27 protein-coding genes and 1 pseudogene are annotated in these 24,687 nt (G+C 69.8%); 15 read left to right on the top strand and 13 right to left on the bottom strand.

Features of this window, described 5'->3' with window-relative positions:
- Nucleotides 1-21 precede the first annotated feature (21 nt).
- The 5 genes and pseudogenes from ACWDRB_RS60190 to ACWDRB_RS60170 all read right to left on the bottom strand — a co-directional run.
- Nucleotides 22-345: pseudogene (locus ACWDRB_RS60190) on the bottom strand (heat shock protein transcriptional repressor HspR); the annotation flags it as partial.
- 3 nt (nucleotides 346-348) lie between these two features.
- Nucleotides 349-1,524 (bottom strand): molecular chaperone DnaJ, encoded by a 1,176-nt coding sequence (gene dnaJ / locus ACWDRB_RS60185; RefSeq protein WP_350739723.1) that lies wholly within the window; start codon nucleotides 1,522-1,524, stop codon nucleotides 349-351.
- 22 nt (nucleotides 1,525-1,546) lie between these two features.
- Nucleotides 1,547-2,143 carry a nucleotide exchange factor GrpE gene (gene grpE / locus ACWDRB_RS60180; RefSeq protein ID WP_350739726.1) on the bottom strand — a complete coding sequence of 199 codons (597 nt, stop codon included), beginning with the start codon at nucleotides 2,141-2,143 and terminating at the stop codon, nucleotides 1,547-1,549.
- A complete protein-coding gene (gene dnaK, locus ACWDRB_RS60175; protein WP_350739729.1) occupies nucleotides 2,143-4,011 on the bottom strand; it encodes a molecular chaperone DnaK in 1,869 nt (622 codons plus the stop codon). Before dnaK ends, grpE begins: the two co-directional genes overlap by 1 nt.
- A 199-nt stretch (nucleotides 4,012-4,210) precedes the next feature.
- Nucleotides 4,211-4,663, bottom strand: coding sequence for a hypothetical protein (locus ACWDRB_RS60170; RefSeq protein WP_364253668.1), 453 nt, complete (start codon nucleotides 4,661-4,663; stop codon nucleotides 4,211-4,213).
- A gap of 69 nt (nucleotides 4,664-4,732) precedes the next feature.
- On the opposite strand from ACWDRB_RS60170, the gene ACWDRB_RS60165 reads away from it, so the two are divergent.
- From ACWDRB_RS60165 to ACWDRB_RS60145, 5 genes are read left to right on the top strand one after another with little or no spacing between them, the layout of a single operon-like run.
- On the top strand, nucleotides 4,733-5,614 hold the full coding sequence (locus ACWDRB_RS60165; protein ID WP_449910647.1) for a proline dehydrogenase family protein: 882 nt from the start codon (nucleotides 4,733-4,735) through the stop codon (nucleotides 5,612-5,614).
- A gap of 9 nt (nucleotides 5,615-5,623) precedes the next feature.
- A complete protein-coding gene (proC, locus tag ACWDRB_RS60160) occupies nucleotides 5,624-6,418 on the top strand; it encodes a pyrroline-5-carboxylate reductase (protein ID WP_350739738.1) in 795 nt (264 codons plus the stop codon).
- 34 nt (nucleotides 6,419-6,452) lie between these two features.
- On the top strand, nucleotides 6,453-7,808 hold the full coding sequence (locus ACWDRB_RS60155) for an efflux RND transporter periplasmic adaptor subunit (RefSeq protein ID WP_449910644.1): 1,356 nt from the start codon (nucleotides 6,453-6,455) through the stop codon (nucleotides 7,806-7,808).
- Nucleotides 7,805-8,488 (top strand): ABC transporter ATP-binding protein, encoded by a 684-nt coding sequence (locus ACWDRB_RS60150; RefSeq protein WP_449910642.1) that lies wholly within the window; start codon nucleotides 7,805-7,807, stop codon nucleotides 8,486-8,488. The genes ACWDRB_RS60155 and ACWDRB_RS60150 overlap by 4 nt, the downstream gene beginning before the upstream one ends.
- Entirely contained in the window at nucleotides 8,485-9,669 is a 1,185-nt protein-coding gene (locus tag ACWDRB_RS60145) for an ABC transporter permease (RefSeq protein ID WP_449910640.1), read from the top strand. Before ACWDRB_RS60150 ends, ACWDRB_RS60145 begins: the two co-directional genes overlap by 4 nt.
- Nucleotides 9,670-9,671: 2 nt before the next feature.
- On the opposite strand, the gene ACWDRB_RS60140 is transcribed toward ACWDRB_RS60145, so the two are convergent.
- The 4 genes from ACWDRB_RS60140 to ACWDRB_RS60125 form a co-directional block, all read right to left on the bottom strand.
- On the bottom strand, nucleotides 9,672-10,412 hold the full coding sequence (locus tag ACWDRB_RS60140; RefSeq protein ID WP_363976802.1) for an ABC transporter permease subunit: 741 nt from the start codon (nucleotides 10,410-10,412) through the stop codon (nucleotides 9,672-9,674).
- The gene (locus tag ACWDRB_RS60135) at nucleotides 10,409-11,299 is read right to left on the bottom strand and encodes an ABC transporter ATP-binding protein (RefSeq protein WP_449910638.1); all 891 of its coding nucleotides are present in this window, start codon (nucleotides 11,297-11,299) and stop codon (nucleotides 10,409-10,411) included. The genes ACWDRB_RS60140 and ACWDRB_RS60135 overlap by 4 nt, the downstream gene beginning before the upstream one ends.
- A gap of 80 nt (nucleotides 11,300-11,379) precedes the next feature.
- Entirely contained in the window at nucleotides 11,380-12,036 is a 657-nt protein-coding gene (locus tag ACWDRB_RS60130) for a response regulator transcription factor (RefSeq protein WP_350739754.1), read from the bottom strand.
- Nucleotides 12,033-13,154, bottom strand: a complete 1,122-nt coding sequence (locus ACWDRB_RS60125) for a sensor histidine kinase (RefSeq protein WP_449910636.1) — start codon at nucleotides 13,152-13,154, stop codon at nucleotides 12,033-12,035. The genes ACWDRB_RS60130 and ACWDRB_RS60125 overlap by 4 nt, the downstream gene beginning before the upstream one ends.
- 107 nt (nucleotides 13,155-13,261) lie before the next feature.
- On the opposite strand from ACWDRB_RS60125, the gene ACWDRB_RS60120 reads away from it, so the two are divergent.
- The 9 genes from ACWDRB_RS60120 (at nucleotide 13,262) to ACWDRB_RS60080 (ending at nucleotide 20,451) form a co-directional block, all read left to right on the top strand.
- The gene (locus tag ACWDRB_RS60120; RefSeq protein ID WP_350739760.1) at nucleotides 13,262-14,425 is read left to right on the top strand and encodes an acetoin utilization protein AcuC; all 1,164 of its coding nucleotides are present in this window, start codon (nucleotides 13,262-13,264) and stop codon (nucleotides 14,423-14,425) included.
- Nucleotides 14,426-14,437: 12 nt separating this feature from the next.
- Nucleotides 14,438-15,220: a phosphatase gene (locus ACWDRB_RS60115; RefSeq protein ID WP_449910634.1), complete on the top strand. Its 783-nt coding sequence runs from the start codon at nucleotides 14,438-14,440 to the stop codon at nucleotides 15,218-15,220.
- A 312-nt stretch (nucleotides 15,221-15,532) separates the two neighbouring features.
- Entirely contained in the window at nucleotides 15,533-15,736 is a 204-nt protein-coding gene (locus ACWDRB_RS60110) for a helix-turn-helix domain-containing protein (RefSeq protein WP_026214222.1), read from the top strand.
- Between the two features lie 184 nt (nucleotides 15,737-15,920).
- Nucleotides 15,921-16,019, top strand: coding sequence for a 30S ribosomal protein bS22 (locus ACWDRB_RS60105; protein ID WP_018654693.1), 99 nt, complete (start codon nucleotides 15,921-15,923; stop codon nucleotides 16,017-16,019).
- Between the two features lie 22 nt (nucleotides 16,020-16,041).
- Nucleotides 16,042-17,037 (top strand): NAD-dependent epimerase/dehydratase family protein, encoded by a 996-nt coding sequence (locus ACWDRB_RS60100; RefSeq protein ID WP_357751333.1) that lies wholly within the window; start codon nucleotides 16,042-16,044, stop codon nucleotides 17,035-17,037.
- Complete coding sequence (locus tag ACWDRB_RS60095) at nucleotides 17,034-17,936, top strand: lysophospholipid acyltransferase family protein (RefSeq protein ID WP_355210228.1); 903 nt, start codon at nucleotides 17,034-17,036, stop codon at nucleotides 17,934-17,936. The genes ACWDRB_RS60100 and ACWDRB_RS60095 overlap by 4 nt, the downstream gene beginning before the upstream one ends.
- 69 nt (nucleotides 17,937-18,005) lie before the next feature.
- The gene (locus tag ACWDRB_RS60090) at nucleotides 18,006-18,800 is read left to right on the top strand and encodes an SDR family NAD(P)-dependent oxidoreductase (RefSeq protein WP_449910631.1); all 795 of its coding nucleotides are present in this window, start codon (nucleotides 18,006-18,008) and stop codon (nucleotides 18,798-18,800) included.
- A 59-nt stretch (nucleotides 18,801-18,859) separates the two neighbouring features.
- Entirely contained in the window at nucleotides 18,860-19,438 is a 579-nt protein-coding gene (locus ACWDRB_RS60085; protein WP_185069958.1) for an RNA polymerase sigma factor, read from the top strand.
- A gap of 2 nt (nucleotides 19,439-19,440) precedes the next feature.
- Nucleotides 19,441-20,451, top strand: coding sequence for an LCP family protein (locus tag ACWDRB_RS60080; protein ID WP_449910629.1), 1,011 nt, complete (start codon nucleotides 19,441-19,443; stop codon nucleotides 20,449-20,451).
- Nucleotides 20,452-20,467: 16 nt separating this feature from the next.
- Here ACWDRB_RS60080 and ACWDRB_RS60075 read toward each other — a convergent pair whose 3' ends face one another.
- Genes ACWDRB_RS60075 through ACWDRB_RS60065 form a run of 3 tightly spaced genes read right to left on the bottom strand, consistent with a single transcriptional unit; the run spans nucleotide 20,468 to nucleotide 22,692 of the window.
- A complete protein-coding gene (locus ACWDRB_RS60075) occupies nucleotides 20,468-21,343 on the bottom strand; it encodes an HAD family hydrolase (protein ID WP_449910627.1) in 876 nt (291 codons plus the stop codon).
- A gap of 18 nt (nucleotides 21,344-21,361) precedes the next feature.
- A complete protein-coding gene (locus ACWDRB_RS60070; protein WP_449910625.1) occupies nucleotides 21,362-21,994 on the bottom strand; it encodes a DUF5667 domain-containing protein in 633 nt (210 codons plus the stop codon).
- A 59-nt stretch (nucleotides 21,995-22,053) separates the two neighbouring features.
- Nucleotides 22,054-22,692, bottom strand: a complete 639-nt coding sequence (locus ACWDRB_RS60065) for a sigma-70 family RNA polymerase sigma factor (protein WP_449910623.1) — start codon at nucleotides 22,690-22,692, stop codon at nucleotides 22,054-22,056.
- A gap of 178 nt (nucleotides 22,693-22,870) precedes the next feature.
- On the opposite strand from ACWDRB_RS60065, the gene ACWDRB_RS60060 reads away from it, so the two are divergent.
- Entirely contained in the window at nucleotides 22,871-24,346 is a 1,476-nt protein-coding gene (locus ACWDRB_RS60060) for a putative quinol monooxygenase (protein WP_449910621.1), read from the top strand.
- Here ACWDRB_RS60060 and ACWDRB_RS60055 read toward each other — a convergent pair.
- Entirely contained in the window at nucleotides 24,336-24,572 is a 237-nt protein-coding gene (locus tag ACWDRB_RS60055) for a glutaredoxin family protein (protein WP_192789467.1), read from the bottom strand. The two genes, ACWDRB_RS60060 and ACWDRB_RS60055, sit on opposite strands and share 11 nt — an antisense overlap.
- Nucleotides 24,573-24,687: the final 115 nt, after the last annotated feature.

Raw genomic sequence — 24,687 nt, 5'->3', positions numbered from 1 at the left:
CCCCGGTGGCAGCTCATATCGGATCAACGCTCTGACCATGCGCATCTCGGCACGCAGGCGGTGAACCTCCTCACGCAGCCGCAGAGCTTCGTTCTCGAGTTCGAGGATCCGCTTGATGCCCGCGAGGTTGATGCCCTCCTCCTGGGAGAGCCGCTGCACCTCGCGCAGCTGGATGATGTCGCGGGTCGAATAGAGGCGGCCGCGCCCCGCCGTGCGGCCAGGACTGACCAGGCCCAGCCGGTCGTACTGGCGCAGCGTCTGCGGGTGGAGCCCCGACAGCTGCGCGGCCACCGAGATCACGTATACAGGTGTGTCATCTGACAGGTCGAAATAATTGGCGTCCATCGGCTACTCGCTTCTGGCTCGCTGAATCAGCTCAGCGCGCGGGTCTTCACCCGCGGTCGCGGTGTTGAACTCGTTGAGGAGCTCACGTGACTTGTCGTCGAGCGTCTTCGGCACCACCACCTCGACCATGGCGAGCAGGTCTCCCTTGGTGCCGTCTTTGCGGGTCACGCCCCTGCCGCGCACACGGAACGTGCGCCCGTTGGGCGTGCCCGTGGGAATGCGCAGCGTGACCGGCATGCCCTTGAGGATCGGCACCTTGATCTCCGCGCCGAGCGCCGCCTCCGTGAACGTGACCGGCACGGTGATCGTCAGGTTTTCACCCGACCGGCCGAAGACGGCGTGCGGCTTGACATGCGTGAGGATGTAGAGGTCGCCGGCGGGCCCGCCGTTCTCGCCCGGCGCCCCCTTGGCCTTGAGCTTGACCCGCTGGCCGTCGGCCACGCCGGCGGGGATGCGGGCCTGGATGGTGCGGGTGCTCTTGGCCCGGCCGCTGCCCTCGCACACGGGGCAGGGGTCGTCCACGATCAGCCCGCGGCCCTTGCAGTCGCGGCAGGGCTCCGAGAAGGCGAAGTTGCCCAGGTTTCGGCTGGCCGCGCCCGTGCCCTCGCAGGTGGGACAGACCCTGGGGGTCGTGCCCGCCTTGGCGCCGGTGCCGGTGCACGCGGCGCAGGCGGCCGAGCTGGTCAGCCTGAGCGACACCGTGGTGCCCTCGACCGCCTCGGTGAACGTCAGCGTGACCTCGGACTCGATGTCCTGGCCACGCCTCGGCCTGGACGTGGTGGTCGTGCGGGTGGTGCCGCCGCCACGGTTGAACAGCCCGCCGAACAGGTCGCCGAGCCGCTCGCCCGCACCACTGCCGGTGTTCTGTCCGGTGCCGCCGAACAGGTCGCCGAAGTCGAACGGGAAACCGCCACCACCGGGCCGCTGGCCGCCCACCCCGGACCCGAACAGCGTGCGCGCCTCGTCATATTCCTTGCGGCGCTTGGTGTCGGACAGGACGTCGTAAGCCTCGGAGACCTCCTTGAACTTGGTCTCCTTGGTCACGTCACCCTGGTTGGTGTCCGGGTGGTACTGCCTGGCCAGCTTCCGGTAGGCCTTCTTGATCTCTTCGGCGGTGGCGGTCTTGGGCACACCAAGGACGGCGTAGTAGTCCTTCTCCAGGAAGTCCTTGGTGCTCATCTACGGCCCTTCGTCCTCGTTGTCAGTTTTCGTCGTCGTCATTGGACGCGGGAGTGGCGTCCCCGGGCTCCGCGACGGCCACCCGCGCCGGGCGCAGCACCCTGTCACCCATCCGGTATCCAGGCTGCAGCACCTCGATCGCGGTCGGCTCGGTGACCTCGGATGAGTAGCTGTGCATCAGCGCTTCGTGGACGGTCGGGTCGAACGGCTCGCCCTTCTGCCCGAAGGCGCTGAGGCCCAGCTTGGTGACGGCCGCCTCCAGCGACTCGGCCACCTTCGCGAAGCCCCCGGTGAGCTCGCCGTGGTCGCGGGCCCGGCCGATGTCGTCGAGCACGGGCAGGAGCTCCACCAGCGCGCCCGCGACAGCCTGTTCCCTGACCGCGGCGCGGTCGCGCTCGACCCGCCTGCGGTAGTTCACGTATTCGGCCTGGAGTCGCTGCAGGTCCGCGGTCCGCTCGGCGAGCTGGGCCTCCAGCTCGCCGTTGGCGAAGACCTCCGCCGCCGGCGGCTGGGCCGCCTGGTCGGCGACGGTGGTGTCCCTGACCTGCCCCGTGTCCGGGTCGATCTTGCGGTTGTCGCGGATCACCGGCTCGTCATGCCCGTTGTCGCGCGGCGGCATCACTTGTCCTTCTTCGGCTCGTCGTCGACGATCTCAGCCTCGACCACGTCCTCGTCGGCCTTCTGGCCGTCACCGGCGGCGGCGTCCTGCGGGGCGCCCTCGCCACCGGCCTGCTGGCCCTGGCTCGCGGCGTAGATCGCCGAACCCATCTTCTGGCTGACCGTGGCGAGCTTCTCGGCGGAGGTGCGGATGACGTCGGTGTCGGTGCCCTCCAGAGCCTTCTTCAGCTCGGACAGGGCGTCGTTGACCTCGGTCTTGATGTCGCCGGGGACCTTGTCGTCGTTCTCGCGGAGGAACTTCTCCGTCTGGTAGGCGAGCCCGTCCGCGTTGTTGCGGACCTCGGCCTCCTCGCGGCGCTTCTTGTCCTCCTCGGCGTACGACTCGGCCTCGCGCATCATCCGCTCGATGTCGTCCTTCGGCAGCGCGGAGCCGCCGGTGATCGTCATCGACTGCTCCTTGCCCGTGCCCAGGTCCTTGGCGGAGACGTTGACGATGCCGTTGGCGTCGATGTCGAAGGTGACCTCGATCTGCGGGATGCCGCGCGGCGCCGGCGCGATGCCGGTCAGCTCGAAGGTCGCCAGCTTCTTGTTGTACGAGGCGATCTCGCGCTCACCCTGGAAGACCTGGATCTGCACCGACGGCTGGTTGTCCTCGGCCGTGGTGAAGACCTCGGAGCGCTTGGTCGGGATCGTCGTGTTGCGCTCGATGATCTTGGTGAAGATGCCGCCCTTGGTCTCGATGCCCAGCGACAGCGGGGTCACGTCGAGCAGCAGGACGTCCTTGACCTCACCCTTGAGCACACCGGCCTGCAGGGCGGCGCCGATGGCGACGACCTCGTCCGGGTTGACGCCCTTGTTGGGCTCCTTGCCGCCGGTCAGCTCCCTGACCAGCTCGGTCACGGCGGGCATACGGGTCGAGCCGCCGACGAGCACCACGTGGGCGATGTCGGAGACCTTGATGCCGGCGTCCTTGATGACCTGGTGGAACGGGCCCTTGGTCCGCTCGAGCAGGTCGGCCGTCAGCCGCTGGAACTCGGAGCGCGTCAGCTTCTCGTCGAGGTGCAGCGGGCCCTCGGACGAGGCCGTGATGTAGGGCAGGTTGATGTTGGTCTCGGACTGGCTGGACAGCTCGATCTTGGCCTTCTCGGCCGCCTCGCGCAGGCGCTGGAGCGCCATCTTGTCCTTGGACAGGTCGACGCCGTGCGCGTTCTGGAAGCGCTTGACGAGCTCGTCGACGACGCGCTGGTCCCAGTCGTCACCACCGAGGTGGTTGTCGCCGGAGGTGGCCTTGACCTCGACGAAGCCGTGGCCGTCCTCCTGGCCGACGTCGAGCAGCGACACGTCGAAGGTGCCGCCACCGAGGTCGAAGACCAGGATGGTCTGGTCCTGCTCCTTGTCGAGCCCGTAGGCGAGGGCCGCCGCGGTCGGCTCGTTGATGATGCGGAGCACGTTGAGGCCCGCCACCGTGCCGGCCTCCTTGGTGGCCTGGCGCTGGGCGTCGTTGAAGTAGGCGGGAACGGTGACCACCGCGTCGGTGATCTTCTCGCCGAGGTAGGCCTCCGCGTCCTGCTTCAGCTTCTGCAGGACGAAGGCGCTGATCTGCTGGGGCGAGAACTTCTTGCCGTCGATCTCCTGGGACCAGTTGGTGCCCATCTCCCGCTTGACCGATCGGATCGTCCGGTCCACATTGGTGACGGCCTGCCGCTTGGCGACCTCACCGACGAGGACCTCGCCGTTCTTCGCGAAGGCGACCACGGACGGCGTGGTCCGCGAGCCCTGCGCGTTGGCGATGACGGTGGGCTCACCGCCCTCGAGGATCGAGACGACGGAGTTGGTCGTCCCAAGGTCGATACCTACCGCACGTGCCATGAGTACGTCCTTGTAGTCAAAGTTGAGTCTTGTGGACTCAAGGTACGAATGCCGGTCGTCTTTGTCAAACGACTTGAGCCTACTCGACTCAACCCTCGTGAGCGCGCCGGCATTCCCTCTAACGGCGGCGGATCCGCGGAAGGTTCCTGGGCATGAAGACGCCCCGGCGCGGGGCCGGGGCGTCGGGCCGCATGGCGCCCTACTTGGAGCCGTCGACGATCTTGCGCTTGCCGATCGGCTTCTTGAGCGTGATCGTCGTGGTCTTCTCGATCGCGATCATGATGCACGACACGTTCCTGGCCTTGGGCGCGGTGCCCTCGTACAGGGTGACCGTGACGAACTTGGGCGACTCCTTGACCTTGACGCGGTCCAGCACCGTGCACGGGGCGACGCCCGACCACCAGGTGAGCTGGACCTTCCGCTTGGACACCGCCCTGGCCTTGGTCCAGCGGACCTTGTGGACGTTGATGGCGTTGCCGGTCGGCTTGACCGGCTGTGGGCCCTTCTCGGGGCTCTTCGTCGGGGTGGTGGTGACCGGCTCGGCCACGGCGGGCGGTTTGGCCGGGACCGCCGTGGAGGCCCGCTCGGCGGGCGCCGCCGCGCCGCAACTCGTCGCGAGCACCAGACAACCGGCCAGGAGAGTCGCAGTCATTGCACGCATACCCATTCGACGGACAGGAGTGTTCCGCGGTTCATCATGCCCCGGTTTAGTGTGGTTCACGTGCTCCGTCAGGCCCTTATTGCCATATCCAAGAGCGAACGCGCCGAGCGCCTCATCTCGACGTCGCCGCTGACCGCGGGCGTGGTCGGGCGCTACGTCGCCGGCGACGTGCGCGGGGTGATCGGCGAGCTGACCCGAAAGGGGCTGCTCGTCACCGTCGACCACCTCGGCGAGGAGGTGACCGACCAGGCGCAGGCCGAGGAGGGGGTCGCCGAACACCTGCGGCTGCTGGCCCTGCTGCCCGCCGGCGCCGACGTGTCGGTCAAGCTGACGGCGCTCGGGCTGCGGCTGTCGGAGGGACTCGCGTTCGACCACGCCGCCGCGATCTGCCGGGCCGCCGCGGCCCGTGACGTCACGGTGACGCTCGACGCCGAGGAGCACGACACGATCCCCGGCCTGCACTCCGTGCACGCCGCGCTGCGCAAGGACCATCCCGACGTGGGCGTGGTGGTGCAGGCGTACCTGCCGGACTCGCTGGATCGCTGCGAGAAGCTCGGCGGGGCCCGGGTGCGCCTGTGCAAGGGCGCGTACACCGCACCGGGGGCCTACACCAGGCCCGCCGACATCGACCGCTCCTTCGTACGGTGCCTGCGGGTCCTGATGGCCGGCACCGGCTACCCCATGGTCGCCACCCACGACCCCAGGCTCGTGCGGATCGCCTCCACGCTCGCCGTCCTGGAGGGCCGCGACGCCACCGGCTACGAGCACCAGATGCTGTACGGCGTGCGCCCCGACGAGCAGCTCCGCCTGGCCGGGCAGGGCACCAGGATGCGCGTCTACGTCCCCTACGGCTCCGACTGGTATGCCTACCTCATGCGCCGCCTGGCCGAGCGCCCCCGCAACCTGGCCTTCTTCCTCAGGTCGCTGGTGAGCCGACGGTAGGCTGCCCCAATGATTGCGATTCTGGGCACGGGCAAGATGGGCGAGGCCCTGCTGTCCGGTCTGCTGCGCGCCGGGTTCAAGCCCGGCGACATCATGGCGACCAGCCGCCGGACCGAGCGGGCACAGGCACTGCGCGAGACGTACGGCGTGCGCACCGTCTCCAACTCCGAGGCCGCCAAGGTCGCCGACACCCTCATCCTGGCCGTCAAGCCGCAGGACATGGCCACGCTACTGGCCGAGATCGCCCCGTACGTGCCCGCCGACCGGCTCGTGATCACCGCCGCGGCCGGCATCACGACGGCGTTCGTGGAGCAGCGGCTCGGGGTGGACGTGCCCGTGGTCCGGGTGATGTCCAACACGCCGATCAGGTTCGACGAGGCGATGAGCGTGATCTCGGCGGGCGCCCACGCGGGCGAGGAGCACCTCAAGCGCACCGAGGGCCTGCTCAGCCCGGTCGGCAAGGTGCTGCGCATCCCCGAGTCCCAGCAGGACGCCGCCACGGCCCTGTCCGGCAGCGGCCCGGCCTACTTCTTCTACCTGGTCGAGGCCATGGTCGACGCGGGCATCCTGCTCGGCATGCCGCGGGCCGCCGCGCTCGACATGGTCACCCAGTCGATCGTCGGGGCCGCCGTGATGCTGCGCGACTCGGGCGAGCACCCGGTGATCCTGCGCGAGGCCGTCACCTCGCCGGGCGGCACGACCATCGCCGCCATCGCGGAGCTGGAGCGGCACAGCGTGCGGGCCGCGTTCCTGGCCGCGATCGAGGCCGCCCGCGACCGGGGGCGCCAGCTCGCCTCCGGCTGAGAGACCGGCCGGCCTCACTCCTACGATGGGTCGGGTGACGTTACGTCGCGGCATCGCGCCGCTGCTCGTCCTTTTCGTACTGACCGGCTGCTCCTCCGAGTCGCCGCCCGCGGTCCAGGTCGGCGAGGTCGGCCGGGGCCCGGTCACGGAGGTCGTGGAGGCCCCCGCCACGATCGGCGCGCGTGCCTCCGCGACACTGCGCTCGCCCGCCCAGGGCACGGTCGCCAAGCTGTACGTCCGCGAGGGCGACCGCGTGCGCAAGGGCCAGATCCTGGTCAGGATCAGCTCGCCCCAGGCCCAGAGCCAGCTCCGGCAGGCCCGCCAGGCCTCCAAGGCGGCCACCCCCGCGAGCTTCGGCACGCCGGAGGTCCGGCTGCCGTCGTTCGACACCCGGGCGTTCGACCGCAAGGTGGCCGCCCACTTCGCCAGGGCCCGCAAGGAGGCGAAGAAGGTCGAGGACGCGAAGACGCGCCGGCAGCTCCTGAACGCCATCGACCTCGCCCAGGCCCAGCACAAGGCGCAGACCAGGGCCCTGGCCTCGATCACCGCCCAGCTCAACCGCTCCATCAGCGGCCTGATGTCCGGCGTGACCGGCGGGCTGTCCCGCTCCATGGCCTCGCTGCAGGCGGCCTCGAAGTCGCAGGCCAAGGCCGCGGTCAAGGCGGCGGAGAGCACGGTCAGGTCGCTCACGATCAAGGCGCCGTTCGGCGGCGTCGTCACGCTCGGCCGCGCCTCGGGCGGCGGCGGGGCCGGGAGCGGCGTCGAAGGGCTGCTCAGCCGGCTGCCCGGCGGCGGGCAGCAGCTCCCGTCCCTGCCGTCGACGGGCGGCTCCACCTCCGGCAGCCCGGTCGTGGCGGGCGTCCCCGTCTCGGCGGGCGACTCCATCGTCACCGTCACCGACGTCTCCGAGCTCACCCTGGACGCCGACGTCGACGAGACCGACGTGCTGCTGGTCAAGAAGGGCGTGCGGGCCGGCGTCGAGCTGGACGCGGTGCCCGGCGCCACGTACACGGCCGTGGTGACCGGCATCGGCGTCACCCCCATGGAGGGCACCACGGGCGGCGTCAGCTACCCGGTGCGGCTCACGCTCGGGCCCGGCGCCTTCGACGACGGCTCCAAGGCGCCCACCCCCAAGCCGGGCATGAGCGCCGTCACGCGGCTGACCGTGCGCGAGTCGCCCTCCGCCGTCTCGGCCCCGGCCTCGGCCATCGTCTCCAGCGGGCGCGAGAGCGTGGTCTGGGCGATCAGGAACGGCGCGGCGGAGCGCCGCGTGGTCAAGCTGGGGGCCCAGGGAGACGCGGTGGTCGAGGTGCTGAGCGGGCTGTCCGTGGGCGACCGGATCGTGGTCAAGGGCGCGGACTCCGTACGGCAAGGGCAGCGGATCCCGTGACGGCCGCCATCGAGGCGGTGGACCTCACCCGGCGCTACCAGCTCGACGGCCTGGCCGTGGAGGCGCTGCGCGGCGTGTCGCTCAGGATCGACCAGGGCGAGTTCGCCGCCATCGTCGGGCCTTCCGGCTCCGGCAAGTCCACGCTCATGCACCTGCTCGGCTGCCTCGACCGTCCCAGCTCGGGCGTGCTCAAGGTCAACGGGGTGGAGATCTCCGGATTGTCCGACACCGAGCTGGCCGAGCTCCGGAACAAGACCATCGGCTTCGTCTTCCAGTCCTTCCACCTGCTGGCCAGGACGTCGGCGCTGGACAACGTGGCGCTGCCGCTGGTCTACCGGGGGGTCGGCCGGGCCGAGCGGCGCGCGCGGGCCCGTACGGCGCTGGAGGCGGTCGGGCTCGGGCACCGGCTGGAGCACCGGCCGTCCCAGATGTCCGGCGGCGAACAGCAGCGCGTCGCCATCGCCAGGGCGCTTGTCGGGGAGCCCAAGGTGCTGCTGGCCGACGAGCCCACGGGCAACCTCGACACCGCCAACGGGGCCGAGGTCATGGCCATCCTCGACCGCCTCAACGGCGAGGGCGGGGTGGCGGTGGTGCTCGTCACGCACGAGCAGGAGGTCGCCGCCCACGCCCGGCGGCAGATCCACGTACGGGACGGGTTGATCGAGAAGGACACAACGTGAGGTCCGGCGAAGCCTTTGCGATGGCGCTGGAAGCCCTGCGGGTGAATCGGCTGCGCAGCGCGCTGACCATGCTGGGTGTGATCATCGGCGTGCTGGCCGTGGTGATCCTGGTGGCCATCGGCACCGGCGCGAAGGACGAGATCGAGAAGCAGATCTCGGGCCTCGGCACGAACATCATCCTCGTCGTCCCCGGCCGCATCAGCCTGGGCGCCGCCCCGACGCAGAGCAAGCTGGGCCTGGCCGACGTGGCCTACCTGCGGCGCGTGGTGGGCGACCCGTCGAAGGTGACGGTCTCGCTGCAGTCGGGCGAGACCGTACGCGTCGGCAGGGCCGAGGCCTTCGTCACGGTGATCGGCACCGACCAGAACCTCGTCAACATCTTCGAGCGCCCCCTGGACAAGGGCCGCCCGCTGAGCGAGACCGACGTGGACACCCGGCGCAGGGTGGCGGTGCTCGGCTCGGAGGTGGCCGACCGGCTGTTCGGCGACCTGGACCCGATCGGGCGGCAGGTGACGGTGGCCGGGGCCAGGTTCCGGGTGGTGGGCGTGTACGCCGAGATCGGGCAGACGTTCGGGCTCTCCCGCGACCAGGAGATCCACATCCCGGTGACGACGGCGCAGCGGCTGCTCGGGATCGAGCGGATCAACGGGCTGGCGGTCGGCGCGTCCGGGCCGGACGAGATCGATCCGCTGTCGGAGAAGGTGACCGCGGCGCTGCGGGCGCGGTATCCGGGCGAGCAGTTCTCGGCGGTCACGCAGACCGCGCTGCTCGGCACGATCGGCAGCGTGCTCGGCATGCTCACCGGCGTGCTGGCCGCCATCGCGGGCATCTCGCTGCTGGTCGGCGGCGTCGGTGTGTCGAACATCATGCTGGTCAGCGTCCGCGAGCGCACCCGGGAGATCGGGCTGCGCAAGGCGCTGGGGGCCAGGCAGCGCGACATCCTGGCCCAGTTCCTCATCGAGGCGGTGCTGCTGACCACGATCGGCGGGCTCGCCGGGATCGTGCTCGGGGTGGGCGGCTCGCTGGCCATCGCGGCGTTCACCGAGGTGCCGGCGTCGATCACGTGGTGGTCGATCGCGCTGGCGTTCGGGGTGTCGGCGGCGGTCGGGGTGTTCTTCGGCGTGGCGCCGGCGCGGAGGGCGGGCCGGCTGGACCCCGTCATCGCCCTCCGCGCCGAGTGATCTCAGGCGTCCCGCTTCTGCATCAGGACGGCCCCCGCGATCATGGCGATCACGACCCAGACGAGGTAGACGCCGAACCCGTTCCACGGGCCGAGCGAGCTGCCGCCCCGGGGCATCACGATCTGGGAGCCCGCGTTGGTGGTGAAGTAGTCGGACACGGTCTTGCCCCACTGCCCGGGCAGCATGGTCGTCACCTGCGGCAGGACCAGCATCAGCGCGATGGCCGAGACGATCGCGCCCGGCGTGTGCCGGATGAGCGTGCCCAGCCCCAGCCCGAACAGCCCGCAGGCGGTCAGGTAGAGGCCGCCCCCGAGCACGGCCTGGACCACGTCACCCGTCTCCAGCGCCGGCGGCTGCGTGACCATCAGGCTGACGAGGACCGAGGCCCCGGAAGCGACCGTGGAGACGACCAGGGACACCGCCGTGAACACCACGATCTTGCCGGTCAGCAGGCTCATGCGCTTGGGCACGGCCATCAGCGACGTGCGGATGCCGCCCGTGCGGTATTCGCTGGAGATGACCAGCACGCCCAGCGTGGCCATGGACAGCGAGGCGAACATGGTGCCGACCAGCCCCATCATGATCGCCTGCGGTGCGTCGATCGGCCCGTCGGCCGAGTTCTTCGCGGCGATGCTGATGAGCGCGCCCATGCCCAGCATCAGCAGCGCGGTGACGGCCAGCGTCCACACCGTCGAGCGGACCGAGCGGATCTTGGTCCATTCGGACCTGAGGATGTCGATCATGACGAGAACTCCAGGCTGTCCTTGGTGAGCTCCATGTAGGCCGCTTCGAGCGAGGGCTGCACGAACATCAGCTCCTCCAGCGGGATCCCGGCCCGCGCGGTGAGGGTGCCGATCTCGAGCGTGTTCATCGCGGTCACGCGCAGGTGGTCGGGGTGCAGCTCGCCGACCTTGACCAGCTCGGCCACCTCGGCCAGGCGGGGCGAGCGGATCCGTACGTAGCCCTGCGAGCTGCGCCCGATGAACTCCTGCACGCTCGTGTCGGCGATGAGCCGACCCTTGCCGATCACGATCAGGTGGTCGGCCGTCTGCGCCATCTCGCTCATCAGGTGGCTGGAGACGAACACGGTCCGGCCCTCGGCGGCCAGCTTGCGCATGAACGTGCGGATCCACAGGATGCCGTCGGGGTCGAGCCCGTTGACGGGCTCGTCGAAGATCAGGATCTCCGGGTCGCCGAGCAGCGCCGCGGCGATGCCCAGCCGCTGCGACATGCCCAGCGAGAAGCCGCCGACCCGCCGCCTGGCCACCTCGCGCAGGCCCACCGCGTCCAGCACCTCGTTCACGCGGCCCGCGGGGATGCCGTTGCTCTGGGCGATGGCCAGCAGGTGGTTGTACGCGCTCCGCCCGCCGTGCACGGCCTTGGCGTCCAGCAGCGCGCCCACCTTGCGCAGCGGATGCCTCAGGTCCCCGTACGGCCGGCCGTCCACGAGCACCGAGCCGCCGGACGGCCGGTCGAGCCCGAGGATCATGCGCATGGTCGTCGATTTGCCGGCCCCGTTCGGCCCCAGGAATCCGGTCACCTGGCCCGGCTCGACGTCGAAGGACAGGTCTGAGACGGCCGTGGTGCCGCCGTAGCGCTTGCTCAGGTTCGTAGCTCGTATCGCGCTCATGATCCCAGCGTGCCGTCGCGCGTGCCCGGTTTCCTCCTGCCCGGGAACCGTCTCCGGAGAGGGGGTCTGGGAGCGTGGTCCTACTCTCCTGGGCGGATCAGCCCCGCCTCATATGCCACGATCACGGCCTGCGCCCGGTCCCTGACACCGATCTTGGCGAACAGGCTCGTCACGTGGTTCTTGACGGTCGAGGGGGAGACGGACAGGTCCTGGGCGATCTCGGTGTTGGACCTGCCGCGGGCGATCAGCACGAGGACCTCCCGCTCGCGGTCGGTCAGCCCGTCCAGCTCGGCGGGTACTTGCCTCGGGCGGGACACGTGGATGAATGCACCGATCAGCCGGGTCAGCAGGCGCGGCGCGACGGCCGACTCGCCCCGGTGCACCACGCGTACGCCCTCGATGAGCTCCTCGGGGGAGACGTCCTTGGGCAGGAACCCGCCGGCGCCCGCCCTGAGCGCCGCGACCACGTTCTCGTCCAGGTCGAACGTGCTCAGCGCGAGCACCCGCACCTCCGGCAGCTCCGCGGTGATCAGCTCGGTCGCGCGCACCCCGTCGAGGCCCGGCATGTGCAGGTCCATCAGCACCACGTCGGGCCGCAGCCGCCGGCACAGCTCCACCGCCTCGGCCCCGTCCGCGGCCTCGCCGACCACGCCGAGGTCGGGCTGCGCGTCGAGCATCAGCCGGAAGCCCTTGCGGACCAGCTCGTGGTCGTCCGCCAGCAGTACCTTGATCTTCACGGCGCCTCCAGGGGGATGCGGGCGTGCACGCGGAAGCCTCCTTCTGGGCGGGGGCCGGTCGAGAGCTGGCCGCCGCATAACGCCACCCGCTCGGCCATGCCGCCGAGCCCGAACCCCGGCGTGCCGCCGCCCGCCGCCAGCCCGTCGTCCACCACCTCGACCTCCACGGCCCGGGGCTCGTACGCCAGCCGCACGCTCGCCCTGGCGCTGGTCGCGTGCTTGCGGGTGTTGGTCAGCGCCTCCTGCACGATCCGGTAGACGGCGTGGTCGACGGTCGCGGGCAGGGCGATGGGCTCGCCGGTCACGACCAGGCTGGCGGGCAGCCCCGCCGACTTCGCCTCCTTGATCAACGAGGGTAGCCGGTCCGCGCCCACCCCGGTCGCGGCGTCCGGGCCCTCGCTGCCGTCGGCCCTGAGCACGTCCAGCAGGCGGCGCATCTCCGACATCGCCTGCCGGGCGGTCTGCTCCGCGCTCTCCAGCGCGTTCCTGGTGACCTCCTGCTCGGGCGGGAGCGTCGCCCGCGCGCCGCCGACCAGGGCGTTGATGACGGTGATGTGGTGGGCGACCACGTCGTGCAGCTCCCTGGCGATGCGCCGCCGCTCGGCGCGCACGGCCGCGTCGGCGGCCTCGCGCCGGCCGCGCTCGGCGAGCTCGGTCCTGAGCCGGACGATCAGCCCGATCCCCACGGGCACGCCGACGGAGAACAGGGAGATCGCCCAGCCGCCGGCGATCTGCCTGAGCACTTCCGCCGCCGTCGCGTACGCGGCGAACACCGCCGCCGTCGCGATCGCGGTCGTGCGCCCCGCGGTGTAGCGGCCCACGCTGTAGAGCGCGATGGACGCGGCCACGCCGCTGTTCAGCGCCGTTACGGTGGCGATGCTCGCGATGTCCACAGCGGTCACCAGCGCGACGGTGACGAGCGGCCTGCGGCGGCGCATGAGCAGGAACGGCATGCCCGCCAGGTAGAACACCGCGCTCGGGACGGATGTCATGTCGCCCCGGCGAAGCATGAAGAACAGCGCGATCAGGGCGGGAAGGGAGAGCACGACCACGAGCGTCGTGTCGAAGACCCTGGGGCGTCTGAAGTAGCGCACGATCTTGAGGAAGGTTCGCCGCACGCTACGACCCTAATCATGAAATTTCTAGATCGGTTGGCCGGCTCTGGGCTACAAGGCGGCGTCTGCCCTGCGGTAACGTCGCCCCAAGGACGAGGGAGAGGATACGGATGAGCCGGTCGGCGCGGGTGATCTGGGACGACGCTCTCACCTCCTACAACTTCGGCCCGAGCCATCCGCTCGCCCCCGTGCGCGTCGAGCTGACCATGGCGCTCGCCCGCGCCCTCGGCGTGCTCGACAAGGTCGAGATGGCCGGCTGCGAGCCCGCGACGGACGCCGAGCTGGCCATGGTCCACACGAGCGACTACATCGAGGCCGTCAAGCGGGTGTCCGCCTCCGGGCGGCCCGACCTCGGCGCCGGGCTCGGCACCCCGGACAACCCCGCGTTCCAGGGCGTGCACGACGCCTCCGCGCTGATCGCCGGCGCCTCGCTGGCCGCCGCCCGCGCGGTCTGGGAGGGCTCGGCCGAGCACGCCGTCAACGTCGCCGGCGGCCTCCACCACGCGATGCGCTCCGCCGCGAGCGGCTTCTGCGTCTACAACGATCCCGCGCTGGCCATCGCCTGGCTGCTGCGGCAGGGGGCCGGCCGCATCGCGTACGTGGACGTGGACGTCCACCACGGCGACGGTGTCCAGGCGGCCTTCTACGACGACCCCAGGGTCCTGACGATCAGCCTGCACGAGAGCCCGCGCACGCTGTTCCCCGGCACCGGCTTCCCGGAGGAGACCGGCGCGGAGGGCACGTCCGTCAACGTCGCCCTCCCGGCGGGGACCGGCGACTCGGGGTGGCTGCGGGCCTTCCACGCGGTCGTGCCGCCGCTGCTGCACGAGTTCAGGCCGGAGATCCTGGTCACCCAGCACGGCTGCGACAGCCACGCGCTCGACCCCCTGGCCAACCTGATGCTCAGCGTCGACGGCCAGCGGGCCGCGTACGCCGCCCTGCACCACCTGGCCCACGAGACCGCCGGCGGCCGGTGGATCGCCACCGGCGGCGGCGGTTACGAGCTGGTGCAGGTGGTGCCGCGGGCGTGGACCCATCTCATCGCCGAGCTGGCGGGTCACCCGGTCGATCCGGCCACCCCGACGAGCGAGAGCTGGCGCCAGTTCGTCAGGGAACGTACGGGCGAGACGCCGCCGCTCACGATGACGGATGGCCGCAATCCGGAATTTCGTGACATCTCTGGTGGTTATGACCCAGCGGACCCCATTGACCGTGCTGTCATGGCGACCCGACATGCGGTGTTCCCCCTGCACGGCCTCGATCCAATGCCCTAACGAGGAAGTGCTGTGCTTAGCCGCGACCAACTACGAGAGCACCTTGTCCAGACTCGAATAGCCGGCGACGTCGCGACCCCCCGAGAGAACAACCTCGACCACTACAGTTCGCTCGCCAACGGCGACCCGCACTACAAGCTGGGCCTGACCTTCGACCAGCCGTGGTCGTACCGCGACATCCTGGCGCTGATGGCCAAGTCGGCCGGCGTGGTCTCCGACCCCGACCACCGGTGGGGCCAGGACACCATCGACCCCGACCTGGTGATCGACGCGCTCGACGACATGGCCGAGTCCATCGCCGCCGTGCTGTCGCGGGAGAACCCGCGCGTCCTGCTCGCCACCGGGCACCCGACCGGGCTGCTCGCCGTGCACCTGCCGCTGGCGCGGCTCTGCGCCGAGCGCGGGGCCGAACTGCTCGCGCCGGGCGAGGGATGGTCGTACTCCGGGCCCAATTTCGGGCGTCGGCGGAAGATCCGCTATTTGCAGGACGTCGCCATGCTCGACGACCGGGGCGCGTTCGTGCACACCCACGACGCCACGCCCATGTGCCACATGATCGACGAGCTCGGAGGAGAGCTTCCCGACCTCGTGATCGCCGACCACGGCTGGGCGGGAGCGGCGGGAGAGGCCGGTGCGCACACAGTGGCGTTCGCCGACAGCAACGACCCCGGACTCTTCCTCGGCGAGGCCGAAGGAAAGATTGACGTGGTCGTCCCGCTCGATGACAATGTGCTACCACGCTTTTACGCTCCGCTGACGGAGCGGATCGTCACTCAGGTCTCACGAGCCCTTTGAGTCGAATTCGGCCCTCCCGATACCGTCTTTTCGCGCCTGCATTCCAAGAGGCTCGCTGTCCCTTTGCCAACTTTTGATGGGGCTCCGGCGACTCTTATGTGTGGCAACTTGGACAGTTCCAACGTCCAGGTGAGGTGCTCTGCCCGGCTGCTCACCAGCGATTTCGCTGGTTCGGCTGACAGGCGGCTCCGGCGACTGAGAAACTAGGGGGTTTGCGCACCCGGAGTCCCGACTTACGCTGACGGCAGTACACGTGCGTGAGCAATGGCACCAGTGGGGATAACCCGGAAACACGTGCGGAAGAGGCGTCCGATGGGTGCAGGCGAAAGACCTCTCAGTGAGGTGAAGTTCCTGACCGTCGCGGAAGTGGCGACGGTCATGAGGGTGTCCAAGATGACGGTGTACCGGCTCGTCCACTCTGGCGAGTTGCCGGCCATCCGTGTCGGCCGGTCGTTCAGGGTGCCTGAGCAGGCGGTACACGACTATCTGCGGGAGGCCTACATCGAGGCAGGCTGAAGTAGCGACGTGACCCGTCATGTCGTGAATGTCGTGAAAGCTGTCCCGGGAGGGGCCCGGCCGCCGGAAGGCGCGACCGGGCTCTCACCCCCCGGTGGGGCGATCCACCGTCGATCGCCGGTAGTCTGTGAGCCGGTGTGCGCTCGCACTCCGGTCAGACTTGCTATCAGTACCTGGGGGTCCCGTGGGCTCTGTGATCAAGAAGCGCCGCAAGCGGATGGCTAAGAAGAAGCACCGCAAGCTGCTCAAGAAGACGCGCATCCAGCGGCGTAACAAGAAGTAACTTACGCAGCTGCGAGGCGCTGATGACCCACACCGTGCTGGTCACCGGGGTCTCGCGCCATATCGGCGCCCGGGTGGCGAGCATTCTCTCGTCCGACCCGGACATCAGCCGCGTCATTGGAGTTGACACCGTGCCGCCCCCCTGGCTAACACGGGACGGCGGCATCTCTCTCGGCCGGACTGAGTTCGTTCGGGTGGATTTGCGCAGCCCTGACATCGCTCAGGTGATCGCGGCTGCCGACATCGACACCGTTGTGCACATGAGCCTGGTCAGCGCTCCGTCGAGGAGCGGTGGCAGGGCCGCCATGAAAGAGCACAACGTGATCGGCACCATGCAACTGCTCGGTGCCTGCCAGCGGTCGGCGACCGTGCGGCGCGTGGTGGTCCGCTCCACCACCGCCGTCTACGGCTCGTCGCCGCGGGATCCCGCGGTGTTCACCGAGGACCTGGAGCCCCACGACGGCCCCACCCACGGCTACGCCAAGGACGCTGTCGAGGTCGAGGGCTACGTCCGGGGCTTCGCCCGGCGACGTCCCGACGTGACGGTGTCGATGCTGCGCTTTGCCAACTTCATGGGTCCCGGCGTCGACTCGCCGCTGACTCGTTACTTCTCCCAGCCGGTGCTGCCGACCGTGTTCGGCTTCGACCCGCGACTGCAGTTCATCCACGAGGACGACGCGGTCGAGGTGTTGCGCCGGATGGCGACGGAAGAGCACCCCGGCACGTTCAACGTGGCCGGGGCAGGCGTGCTGCTGCTGTCGCAGTGCGCCAGGCGGGCGGGCCGGCCTTCGATGCCGCTGCCCTCGCCCGCGTTCAAGGCGCTGGGCAACGCCGTACGCAGGATCGGGCTGGTCGAATACTCGCCCGAGCAGGTCAGGCTGATGTGCCATGGGCGCGCGGTCGACACCTCCGCGCTGGAGGCGGCGCTCGGATGGAAGCCCAAGTTCACGACCGGGGCGGCGTTCGACGACTTCTTGCGCTCGCACGGCCTGCACCCGCTCGGAGGTGTGCGCAGTTGAGCGTTCCCCAGGAACAACAGGACGCCGTGGTGATCCCGATCAGCGCGGCGCCGTCGTTCGAGGAGCCCGATCGGGTGGCCAGGCTGCTGGCCTTCCTGCGCAGGCGCGTCGACGGCGACTACGAGGTCGACGAGTTCGGCTACGACGCCGAGCTGACCGACAAGGTGGTCCTGGAGCTGATCAGGCCGCTCTACACCGACTGGTTCCGGGTGGAGACGGTCGAGCTGAAGAACATCCCCGACGAGGGCGGGGCGCTGGTCGTCGCCAACCACTCGGGCACGCTGCCGGTCGACGCGCTGATGCTGCAGGTGGCCCTGCACGACGAGGCCGCCCGGCCGCTGCGGCTGCTCGGGGCCGACCTGGTCTACCAGCTCCCGGTGCTCAGCCACCTGGCCCGCAAGACCGGTCACACGCTGGCCTGCCCCGAGGACGCCGACCGGCTGCTGCGCAAGGGTGAGCTGGTCGGGGTGTTCCCCGAGGGCTTCAAGGGCGTCGGCAAGGCGTTCGGCGACCGCTACCGGCTGCAGCGGTTCGGCCGCGGCGGCTTCGTGGCCTCGGCCATCCGCGCGGGGGTGCCGATCGTGCCCACCGCGATCGTCGGGGCCGAGGAGATCTATCCCAAGGTCGGCGATCTGAAGTTCCTGGCCAGGATGCTCGGGCTGCCCTACCTGCCGATCACGCCGTTCTTCCCGCTGCTCGGGCCGCTCGGTCTGGTGCCGCTGCCGTCCAAGTGGATGATCGAGTTCGGCGAGCCGATCCGCACCGACGAGTACGAGCCGTCCGCGGCCGACGACCCGATGGTGGTCTTCAACCTCACCGACCACGTACGCGAGGTCATCCAGCAGATGCTCAACGAGCTGCGGCTGCGCCGAGGACACGCCTTCCCGCCCTTCGTGTGAAACCTGCGAGGTGCCTCCGGTGTTCTACGGGCGACAAAGATGAATTCGCCGAACATCGGGAGGAATCCCATGGATCTTCAGCTTTCCGGCCGCGTCGCCGTCGTCACGGGCGCGTCCAAGGGCATCGGACTGGCCGTGGCCACCACCCTGGCCGAGGAGGGCGCCCACGTCGTGGCGGCCTCGCGGACCCGTACGGACGAGTGGCCCGACAAGGTCGTGCACGTGCCCGTGGACCTGATGGACCCCGAGTCGCCCGCGCGGGTCGTGGCGCGGGCCGTGGAGGAGTTCGGCGGGGTGGACATCCTGGTCAACAACGCCGGCGGCCCGCCGCCCGGGGCGACGCTGCCGCGTGCCGGGTTCCTGACGCCCTCCGACGAGGACTGGGCGGCCATGTTCGAGTTCAACCTGTTCGCGGTCATACGCATGATCCGGGCGGCCCTGCCCGTCATGCTGGAGCGGGGCGGCGGCTCGATCGTCAACGTCTCCTCCACCATGAGCAGGCAGGCCGGCCCCGTCAACGTCGACTACGGCGCCGCCAAGGCGGCCGTGAACCAGCTCACCAAGTCCCTCTCGGAGGAGTACGGGCCCCAGGGCGTCAGGGTCAACACGGTGATGCCCGGCGCGGTGCTGACGGACTGGTGGACCAAGGAGGGCGGCGCGGCCGAGGTCTTCGCGGGTATGGCCGGCTCCGACAAGGAGAGCGTGATCAACGAGGTCGCGCCCACCATGATGAAGATGGTCACAGGACGGCTCGTCCACCCGCAGGAGGTCGCCGACGCGATCGCCCTGCTCGCGTCGCCGCGCTCCGGCAGCACCGCCGGCGCCGAGTTCGTGATCGACGGGGGTCAGCTCAAGGAGCTGTGAACCCTCTGGGCGGGTTGTGGCAAGACATCCGTGACCGATCCCCCCAAAGAAGGGCGGAGATGATCACGCAACCCGCCACCAGGGGTGCGGATGCGGAGCTCGTGAGCGCCTCGTGGACCGAACCCGAGGCGTTCGCCGAGCTCTTCGACCGCTACTCCGCGATGCTCTACCGGTACGTCTCCAAACGCCTCGGCCCAGAGCCGGCCGAGGACCTCGTCGGCGAGACGTTCCTGGTCGCCTTCTCACGCAGGAAGAGCTACGACCTGGCGTACCCGGACGCCCGGCCGTGGCTCTTCGGCATCCTCACCAAGCTCATCTCCCGGCACCACCGCAAGGAGGCGGCCCGTTACCGGGCCCTCCTCCGCGCCCCTGTCGACTCCGACGTGGAGTCGCCCGCGGACCGGGTGGCCGCCGGGGTCACCGCCCAGGCCGTCCGCGCCGAGCTGGCCGGGGCCCTCGCGGCGCTGCCCGCCAAGGACCGGGACGTGCTGCTGCTCATCGCCTGGGGCGATCTCACGTACGAGGAGGTCGGGCGGGCGCTCGGCATCCCCATCGGGACCGTGCGCTCCCGCCTCAACAGGGGCAGGCGGAAGGTGCGGGCCGCACTCGGCGACACCAACCCCATGGAGGAGGAGTGACGATGGACGACCTGAAGCTGCTCCGGGACCTCGGGGAGGAGATCGGGCACGAGCCGCCCGCGACGCTCGTCCGCCAGCGCGACCGCCTGCTGCGCGCGCGTCCCCGCCGCCGGTGGGGCGGCTGGTGGACGGCGGGGCTGGTCGCGGTGGCCACGGCGAGCGCCGTCGCCGTGCCCGCCGTGCTCGTCAGCGGCCGGCACACGGCCGCGCCGCCCGCCGGTTCGCAGGCCGTGGACATGAGCGGCACGCGGAACGTGCTGGTGATCGGCTCCGACACCCGCGAGGGCGACGGCAACGCCAAGTACGGCCCCATGCAGGCCAGACAGAACGTCGGCAAGCGGTCCGACACCATCATGATCGTCAACGTCCCGGCCGACCGCGGCCGCGCCACCGTCGTCAGCGTCCCGCGCGACTCGATGGTCCAGATCCCGCGCTGCGACTCGTCGCCCGCGAGGTTCGGCATGATCAACTCCGCGTACGACACCGGCGGGGTGGGCTGTCTCAAACGCACTCTGGAGTCTCTGACCGGGCTGCGGATCCACCACTCGGTGGAGGTGGACTTCTCGGGCTTCAAGGGCATGGTGGACGCGCTGGGGGGCGTCGAGGTCATGCTGCCCAAGGCCGTGGACGACAAGGCGTCGAAGCTCAAGCTGTCGGCCGGCAAGCACCTGCTGAACGGGGAGGCCGCGCTGGGCTACGTGCGCCTGCGGCACTACGGCGACGGGTCGGACGTCCAGCGGATGAAGCGGCAGCAGACCCTCGTGCTGTCGATGCTGATGAAGGCCCGGTCGGGGTTGTCCTCGCCCGAGCGGCTCAAGCCGTTCCTGGAGGCGGTGCGCAGGTCGGTCAAGACCGATCTGAACCTGGAGTCGATGTACGAGCTGGCCACCGAGCTGTCGGGCACCAAGCTGGACCTCACGACGGTCCCGTGGGAGCCGTATCCGGAGGACAGGAACCGCCTGCAGTGGAAGCAACCGGAGGCCGAAAAGCTCTTCAAACGCCTCGGAGGGTGACGATTCGCCGTAACGGCTAGATCGAGTTGCGGTAGTGGCGGCGGAGGGCGATGCCGGCGGCTATGCCGCCGGCTATGGCGCCCACGCCGGCCGCGATGGGCAGGGCCGTCAGGGTGGCCTTGCGGCCGGTGCGGAAGTCCTTGATGGGCCAGTCGTGCTTCCTGGCGTGCTCCCGCAGCTCGCTGTCCGGGTTGATGGCCACCGCCGAGCCCACCAGGGACAGCATCGGCAGGTCGTTGGCCGAGTCGCTGTAGGCCGTGCAGCGGGTCAGGTCGAGCCCTTCGCGGCGGGCCAGGGCCCGCACCGCCTCCGCCTTGGCGGGACCGTGCAGGAGGTCGCCCACCAGGCGTCCCGTGTAGATCCCGTCACGGGTCTCCGCGACCGTGCCGAGGGCGCCGGTCAGGCCGAGCCGCTGCGCGATGACGCGGGCCAGCTCCACGGGGGTGGCGGTGACGAGCCAGACGCGCTGGCCCGCGTCCAGGTGGCTCTGGGCGAGGGAACGGGTGCCGCCCCAGATGCGGTCGGCCATGACCTCGTCGTAGATCTCCTCGCCGAGGCGTACGACGTCGTCGACCTTGGCGCCCGCCACGAACGCCAGCGCCGTCTCCCTGGCGACCGCGATGTGCTCGGGGTTCTCGTTGCCGCGCAGCCTGAACACGGCCTGCCCGACCGCGAACTTCATCAGGTCGGACGTCGTGAACATGCCCCGCGTCGCCAGCCCCCTGGCGAAGTGGTAGATCGAGGCCCCGCGCATCATCGTGTTGTCGACGTCGAAGAACGCCGCCGCCTGCAGGTCCGGCTCGACCGGGGCGACGGTGGCCGCCGCCTGCGCCGCGGCCTCGCCGGCGGCCTCGGGCGCCACCTCGTATCGTCGTCGAATTAGCCGCCACATGGCGCTCAGCTTACTTTCCTAGTCAGGCGCGACCAGACCCTCGATGTAGTCAAGGTATCCCTCCGCCTGGGCAAGTTGTGAGTCGTCGAGCTGCGTGAGTATCGGCCCGACCACCTTCTTCTGGTCGCGGGCGAAGGTCTTGATCTTAGGGGAGCGCGGCTCCGCCCGCTCCAGCCTGCTGATGCCCGAGCGCGTCGACTCCTCCATGTCCTTCAGCGTCCTGCCGACCAGCGGGCCGCCCTCGGCCGAGCCGAGCAGGGTGGCGACCTCCCTGGCCCGGGTCTTGGCCGAGTTGAGCTCGCGTTCGCCGCGTTCGGCGTCGTCGCTGCTGAGGCGTACGAGCGTGCTCTCCGCGGCGCGCTTGAGCGGGTAGAGGGAGTCTCCCGGCACCGACTGGTACGTGGCGAAGGAGGAGATCATCAAGGCCGCCGCCAGCCCCAGCGTGGCCAGCTGCGACAGCAGCGGCCGCCGGCGCGCCGGACGGCGGTGGGCGGGTGCCTTCGGCTCGGGCGCTTCCAGGAGCGCGCCGGACAGGATCTCCGCGCGCAGCCGCTCGCGGAAGGCGGGCTCGGGCATGCCCCCGAGCGGCAGGCTGCGCAGCTCCGCGAGGTGCTCGAGCACGAGCTCCCGCTCCCTGCGCGCCCTACCCATGACAGCTCCCTGACGGATCCGGCAGTGACATCTGAACAACGAGATGCGGATGGGGGAAGTTACGCCAGATCGTGCTTAAGTGCCCTGGCCAGCGCCCGGACGGCGCGGAACTGCAGCGCTTTGATCGCTCCACTCTTCTTCCCCATGATCAGCGCGGTTTCCGCGAGCGAGAGGCCGTGCAAAAAGCGCAGGACCACACACTCCTGTTGCTCGGGATTGAGATCTCGTACGGCACGCAGCACCCTGTCGTTGATGATCGCGTTGACCACGGCGTTCTCAGGGATGTGCGAGCCGTCGAGCGGTACGTCGATGATCTCGCCCGTCGGGATCTCCAGCCGGTAGCGGCCGGACTTGAAGTGGTCGGTGACCAGGTTTCTGGCGATGGTCACGAGCCACGCGCCGAAGTCGCGTCCCTGCCACGTGAAGTCGCCGATCCTGCGCAGCGCGCGCAGGAAGGTCTCGCTGGTGAGGTCCTCGGCTAATTGGTGCGATCCCACCCGGAAGTAGATGTAGCGGTAGACGAGATCCACATACCGGTCGTAGAGCGTGCCAAAGGAATCGGTGCAGCCACTTTTGGCATGCAGCACCAGCGTGCGAATGTCGTCGGGCACTTCTGCGCGCACGGCGGGCTCGCCCGTCCGGGCAGGCACAGCGACCGTTGGCGCAAGCAGCCCGGCGAACGGTGACGAGTCAGGCATCCGGTATCCCTAGGGGTAAGGGGTGCGGCGTGCTCGAACACTCTAGAAATCAACCGGAAATTCCACAATCCACAGCGTGCTGGCATGACTAGGCGTAATCGGCAGATACCGTGTCTCCCGACCCGTTCCCTCTTCGGCTACCGGTCTGGGAGGTTCGTCCGGCAGCATTGGAGTCATCATGGAGATCCTCGTTGCCGTCATAGCTTTCGCCGGTGCGCTCCTGGCCGCGATCGCGGTGGGCGCCCTGATTCAACGACTTCGCGACGAGCCTGAGGGGTGGTTGATCGCCTGGACCGTTGCAGTCGTGTCTCTTTGCCTGTCACTGGCCGTGATCGGCATCGGCTACGTCTTCGGGTTCGGCTCGGTCACGTTCCGGATCTACCAGATCACGGGATCGCTGCTGGCGCCGCTCTGGCTGGCCGTCGGCATGGTCCAGTTGCTGGCGGAGAAGGCACCGCCGAGGTTCCTCGCATGGCTGATCGGCATCGCCCTGACGATCGTGTCGGTGGCCATCCTCATCTTCGACCCGCTCAAGAGCGAGGAGATGGGCAAGTCGCTGCCGACGGCCGCCAACTTCTGGGCGATCATCCCCGACAAGCTGCTGCTCGGCGTGCACGTCGTCGCCGTCCTGATCATGCTCGGCATGCTCGTCGTGGCGGGGATCAAGTGGCGCCAGGGTGACGAATACGACACCGACAACCTGCACGCGTCGGCGGTCATCGTCCCCTCGGGGATGGCGCTCGTGGGTGCGATGAGGTTCACGGTGCCGCCGCTGTTCACCACGGCGCTGCTCGCCGTCGCCGCGGCGGCCGTCTGGTACACCGTGCTGCGGCCCCTGGCGCCGTACGAGGACGACGACGAGGACGATTTCGACTCCGACCGCGACGAGCGCCCTTCGCGCCGGGACGATCGCTCTCAGCGTCGCGAGGAGCGCGCGCAGCACCACGACGAGCGCCCCATGTTCCGTGACGAGGCGCCCATGCAGCCCCCGCCGGGCCCCAGGGGCATGCCTGAGCCCGTTCCCGGCGGTCCCGGGCTCCCGCCCTCCCCGCCGCGCAGGTCGTCGGGCCTGGGCGATCTGGTGGCCGAATACCGCGCGGGCGACCAGGGGGTCGACTACGCCGCGCGCATGTCACCGCCGCCCGACTCGGGGCCCTCGACCGGCTACATCATGAACGGCGCGCCGCCCTCCGCGCAGGCGCCGCCCCAGCGCCCCGACTTCGCGATGCCGGGGACCGGCGCGGTCTACCCGGGCGCCGAGCTGTTCTCGCCCGCCCCGCAACAGCAACAGCAGCAGCAACAGCAGCCCGGCTCCGGCAAGCCCTCACCGACCATCTACGGCCTGCTCACCGTCTTCACGATCATGGACGGGGCCGGGGAGGCGTTCGACCGGCTGGCAGAGGCGACCGTCGAGGCCGTGCGCCGCGGCGAGCCCGACACGCTCGTGTACGCCTGCCACGCGGTCAAGTCGGCCCCCCTGCAGCGCATCGTCTACGAGCTCTACCGCGACGAGGTCGCCTACCGCGACCACCAGCGCCAGCCCCACGTCGAGAGGTTCGTCAACGAGCGGCAGGCGATGGTGCTGGCCACCAACGTCATCGAGCTCAACGTCAACGCCGCGAAGGTGGTGCCGCTCCCGACGGTCACGTACTGAGGGCCGCCCGCAGCCGGGTCTCGTCGACCCGCCAGAAGTCGTGCTGCACGCCGTCGATCAGCGTGACCGGGATCATCTCCCAGTACTTCTCCTGAAGCTCCTCGGAGGACTCGATGCTGATCTCCTCCCACGGCACCCCGAGCTCGCCCGCCACCTTGGCGATGATCTCTCGCGCGTCCTCACACAGGTGACAGCCGGGCTTCCCGAGCAACGTGATGCGATGCATGGGCACACGCTACCGCCGCGACTTTGTGCATCGGTTCACAAAGGGATTAACCTGAAAGACGGTTCGATTCCGTTCACGCGGTCCCCACACCGCCCGTCCCCTGGAGCTCCGGCAC

It is taken from the genome of Nonomuraea sp. NPDC003707 (assembly GCF_053587055.1).
This window is presented reverse-complemented; position numbering and strand designations above follow the sequence as displayed.

Coding starts and splice junctions, on each gene's coding strand:
- dnaJ (WP_350739723.1), bottom strand. CDS start 1,524: ATGAGCACCAAGGACTTCCTGGAGAAGGACTACTACGCCGTCCTTGGT.
- grpE (WP_350739726.1), bottom strand. CDS start 2,143: ATGCCGCCGCGCGACAACGGGCATGACGAGCCGGTGATCCGCGACAAC.
- dnaK (WP_350739729.1), bottom strand. CDS start 4,011: ATGGCACGTGCGGTAGGTATCGACCTTGGGACGACCAACTCCGTCGTC.
- ACWDRB_RS60170 (WP_364253668.1), bottom strand. CDS start 4,663: ATGACTGCGACTCTCCTGGCCGGTTGTCTGGTGCTCGCGACGAGTTGC.
- proC (WP_350739738.1), top strand. CDS start 5,624: ATGATTGCGATTCTGGGCACGGGCAAGATGGGCGAGGCCCTGCTGTCC.
- ACWDRB_RS60140 (WP_363976802.1), bottom strand. CDS start 10,412: ATGATCGACATCCTCAGGTCCGAATGGACCAAGATCCGCTCGGTCCGC.
- ACWDRB_RS60135 (WP_449910638.1), bottom strand. CDS start 11,299: ATGAGCGCGATACGAGCTACGAACCTGAGCAAGCGCTACGGCGGCACC.
- ACWDRB_RS60120 (WP_350739760.1), top strand. CDS start 13,262: ATGAGCCGGTCGGCGCGGGTGATCTGGGACGACGCTCTCACCTCCTAC.
- ACWDRB_RS60110 (WP_026214222.1), top strand. CDS start 15,533: ATGGGTGCAGGCGAAAGACCTCTCAGTGAGGTGAAGTTCCTGACCGTC.
- ACWDRB_RS60100 (WP_357751333.1), top strand. CDS start 16,042: ATGACCCACACCGTGCTGGTCACCGGGGTCTCGCGCCATATCGGCGCC.
- ACWDRB_RS60090 (WP_449910631.1), top strand. CDS start 18,006: ATGGATCTTCAGCTTTCCGGCCGCGTCGCCGTCGTCACGGGCGCGTCC.
- ACWDRB_RS60085 (WP_185069958.1), top strand. CDS start 18,860: ATGATCACGCAACCCGCCACCAGGGGTGCGGATGCGGAGCTCGTGAGC.
- ACWDRB_RS60080 (WP_449910629.1), top strand. CDS start 19,441: ATGGACGACCTGAAGCTGCTCCGGGACCTCGGGGAGGAGATCGGGCAC.
- ACWDRB_RS60075 (WP_449910627.1), bottom strand. CDS start 21,343: ATGTGGCGGCTAATTCGACGACGATACGAGGTGGCGCCCGAGGCCGCC.
- ACWDRB_RS60070 (WP_449910625.1), bottom strand. CDS start 21,994: ATGGGTAGGGCGCGCAGGGAGCGGGAGCTCGTGCTCGAGCACCTCGCG.
- ACWDRB_RS60065 (WP_449910623.1), bottom strand. CDS start 22,692: ATGCCTGACTCGTCACCGTTCGCCGGGCTGCTTGCGCCAACGGTCGCT.
- ACWDRB_RS60060 (WP_449910621.1), top strand. CDS start 22,871: ATGGAGATCCTCGTTGCCGTCATAGCTTTCGCCGGTGCGCTCCTGGCC.
- ACWDRB_RS60055 (WP_192789467.1), bottom strand. CDS start 24,572: ATGCATCGCATCACGTTGCTCGGGAAGCCCGGCTGTCACCTGTGTGAG.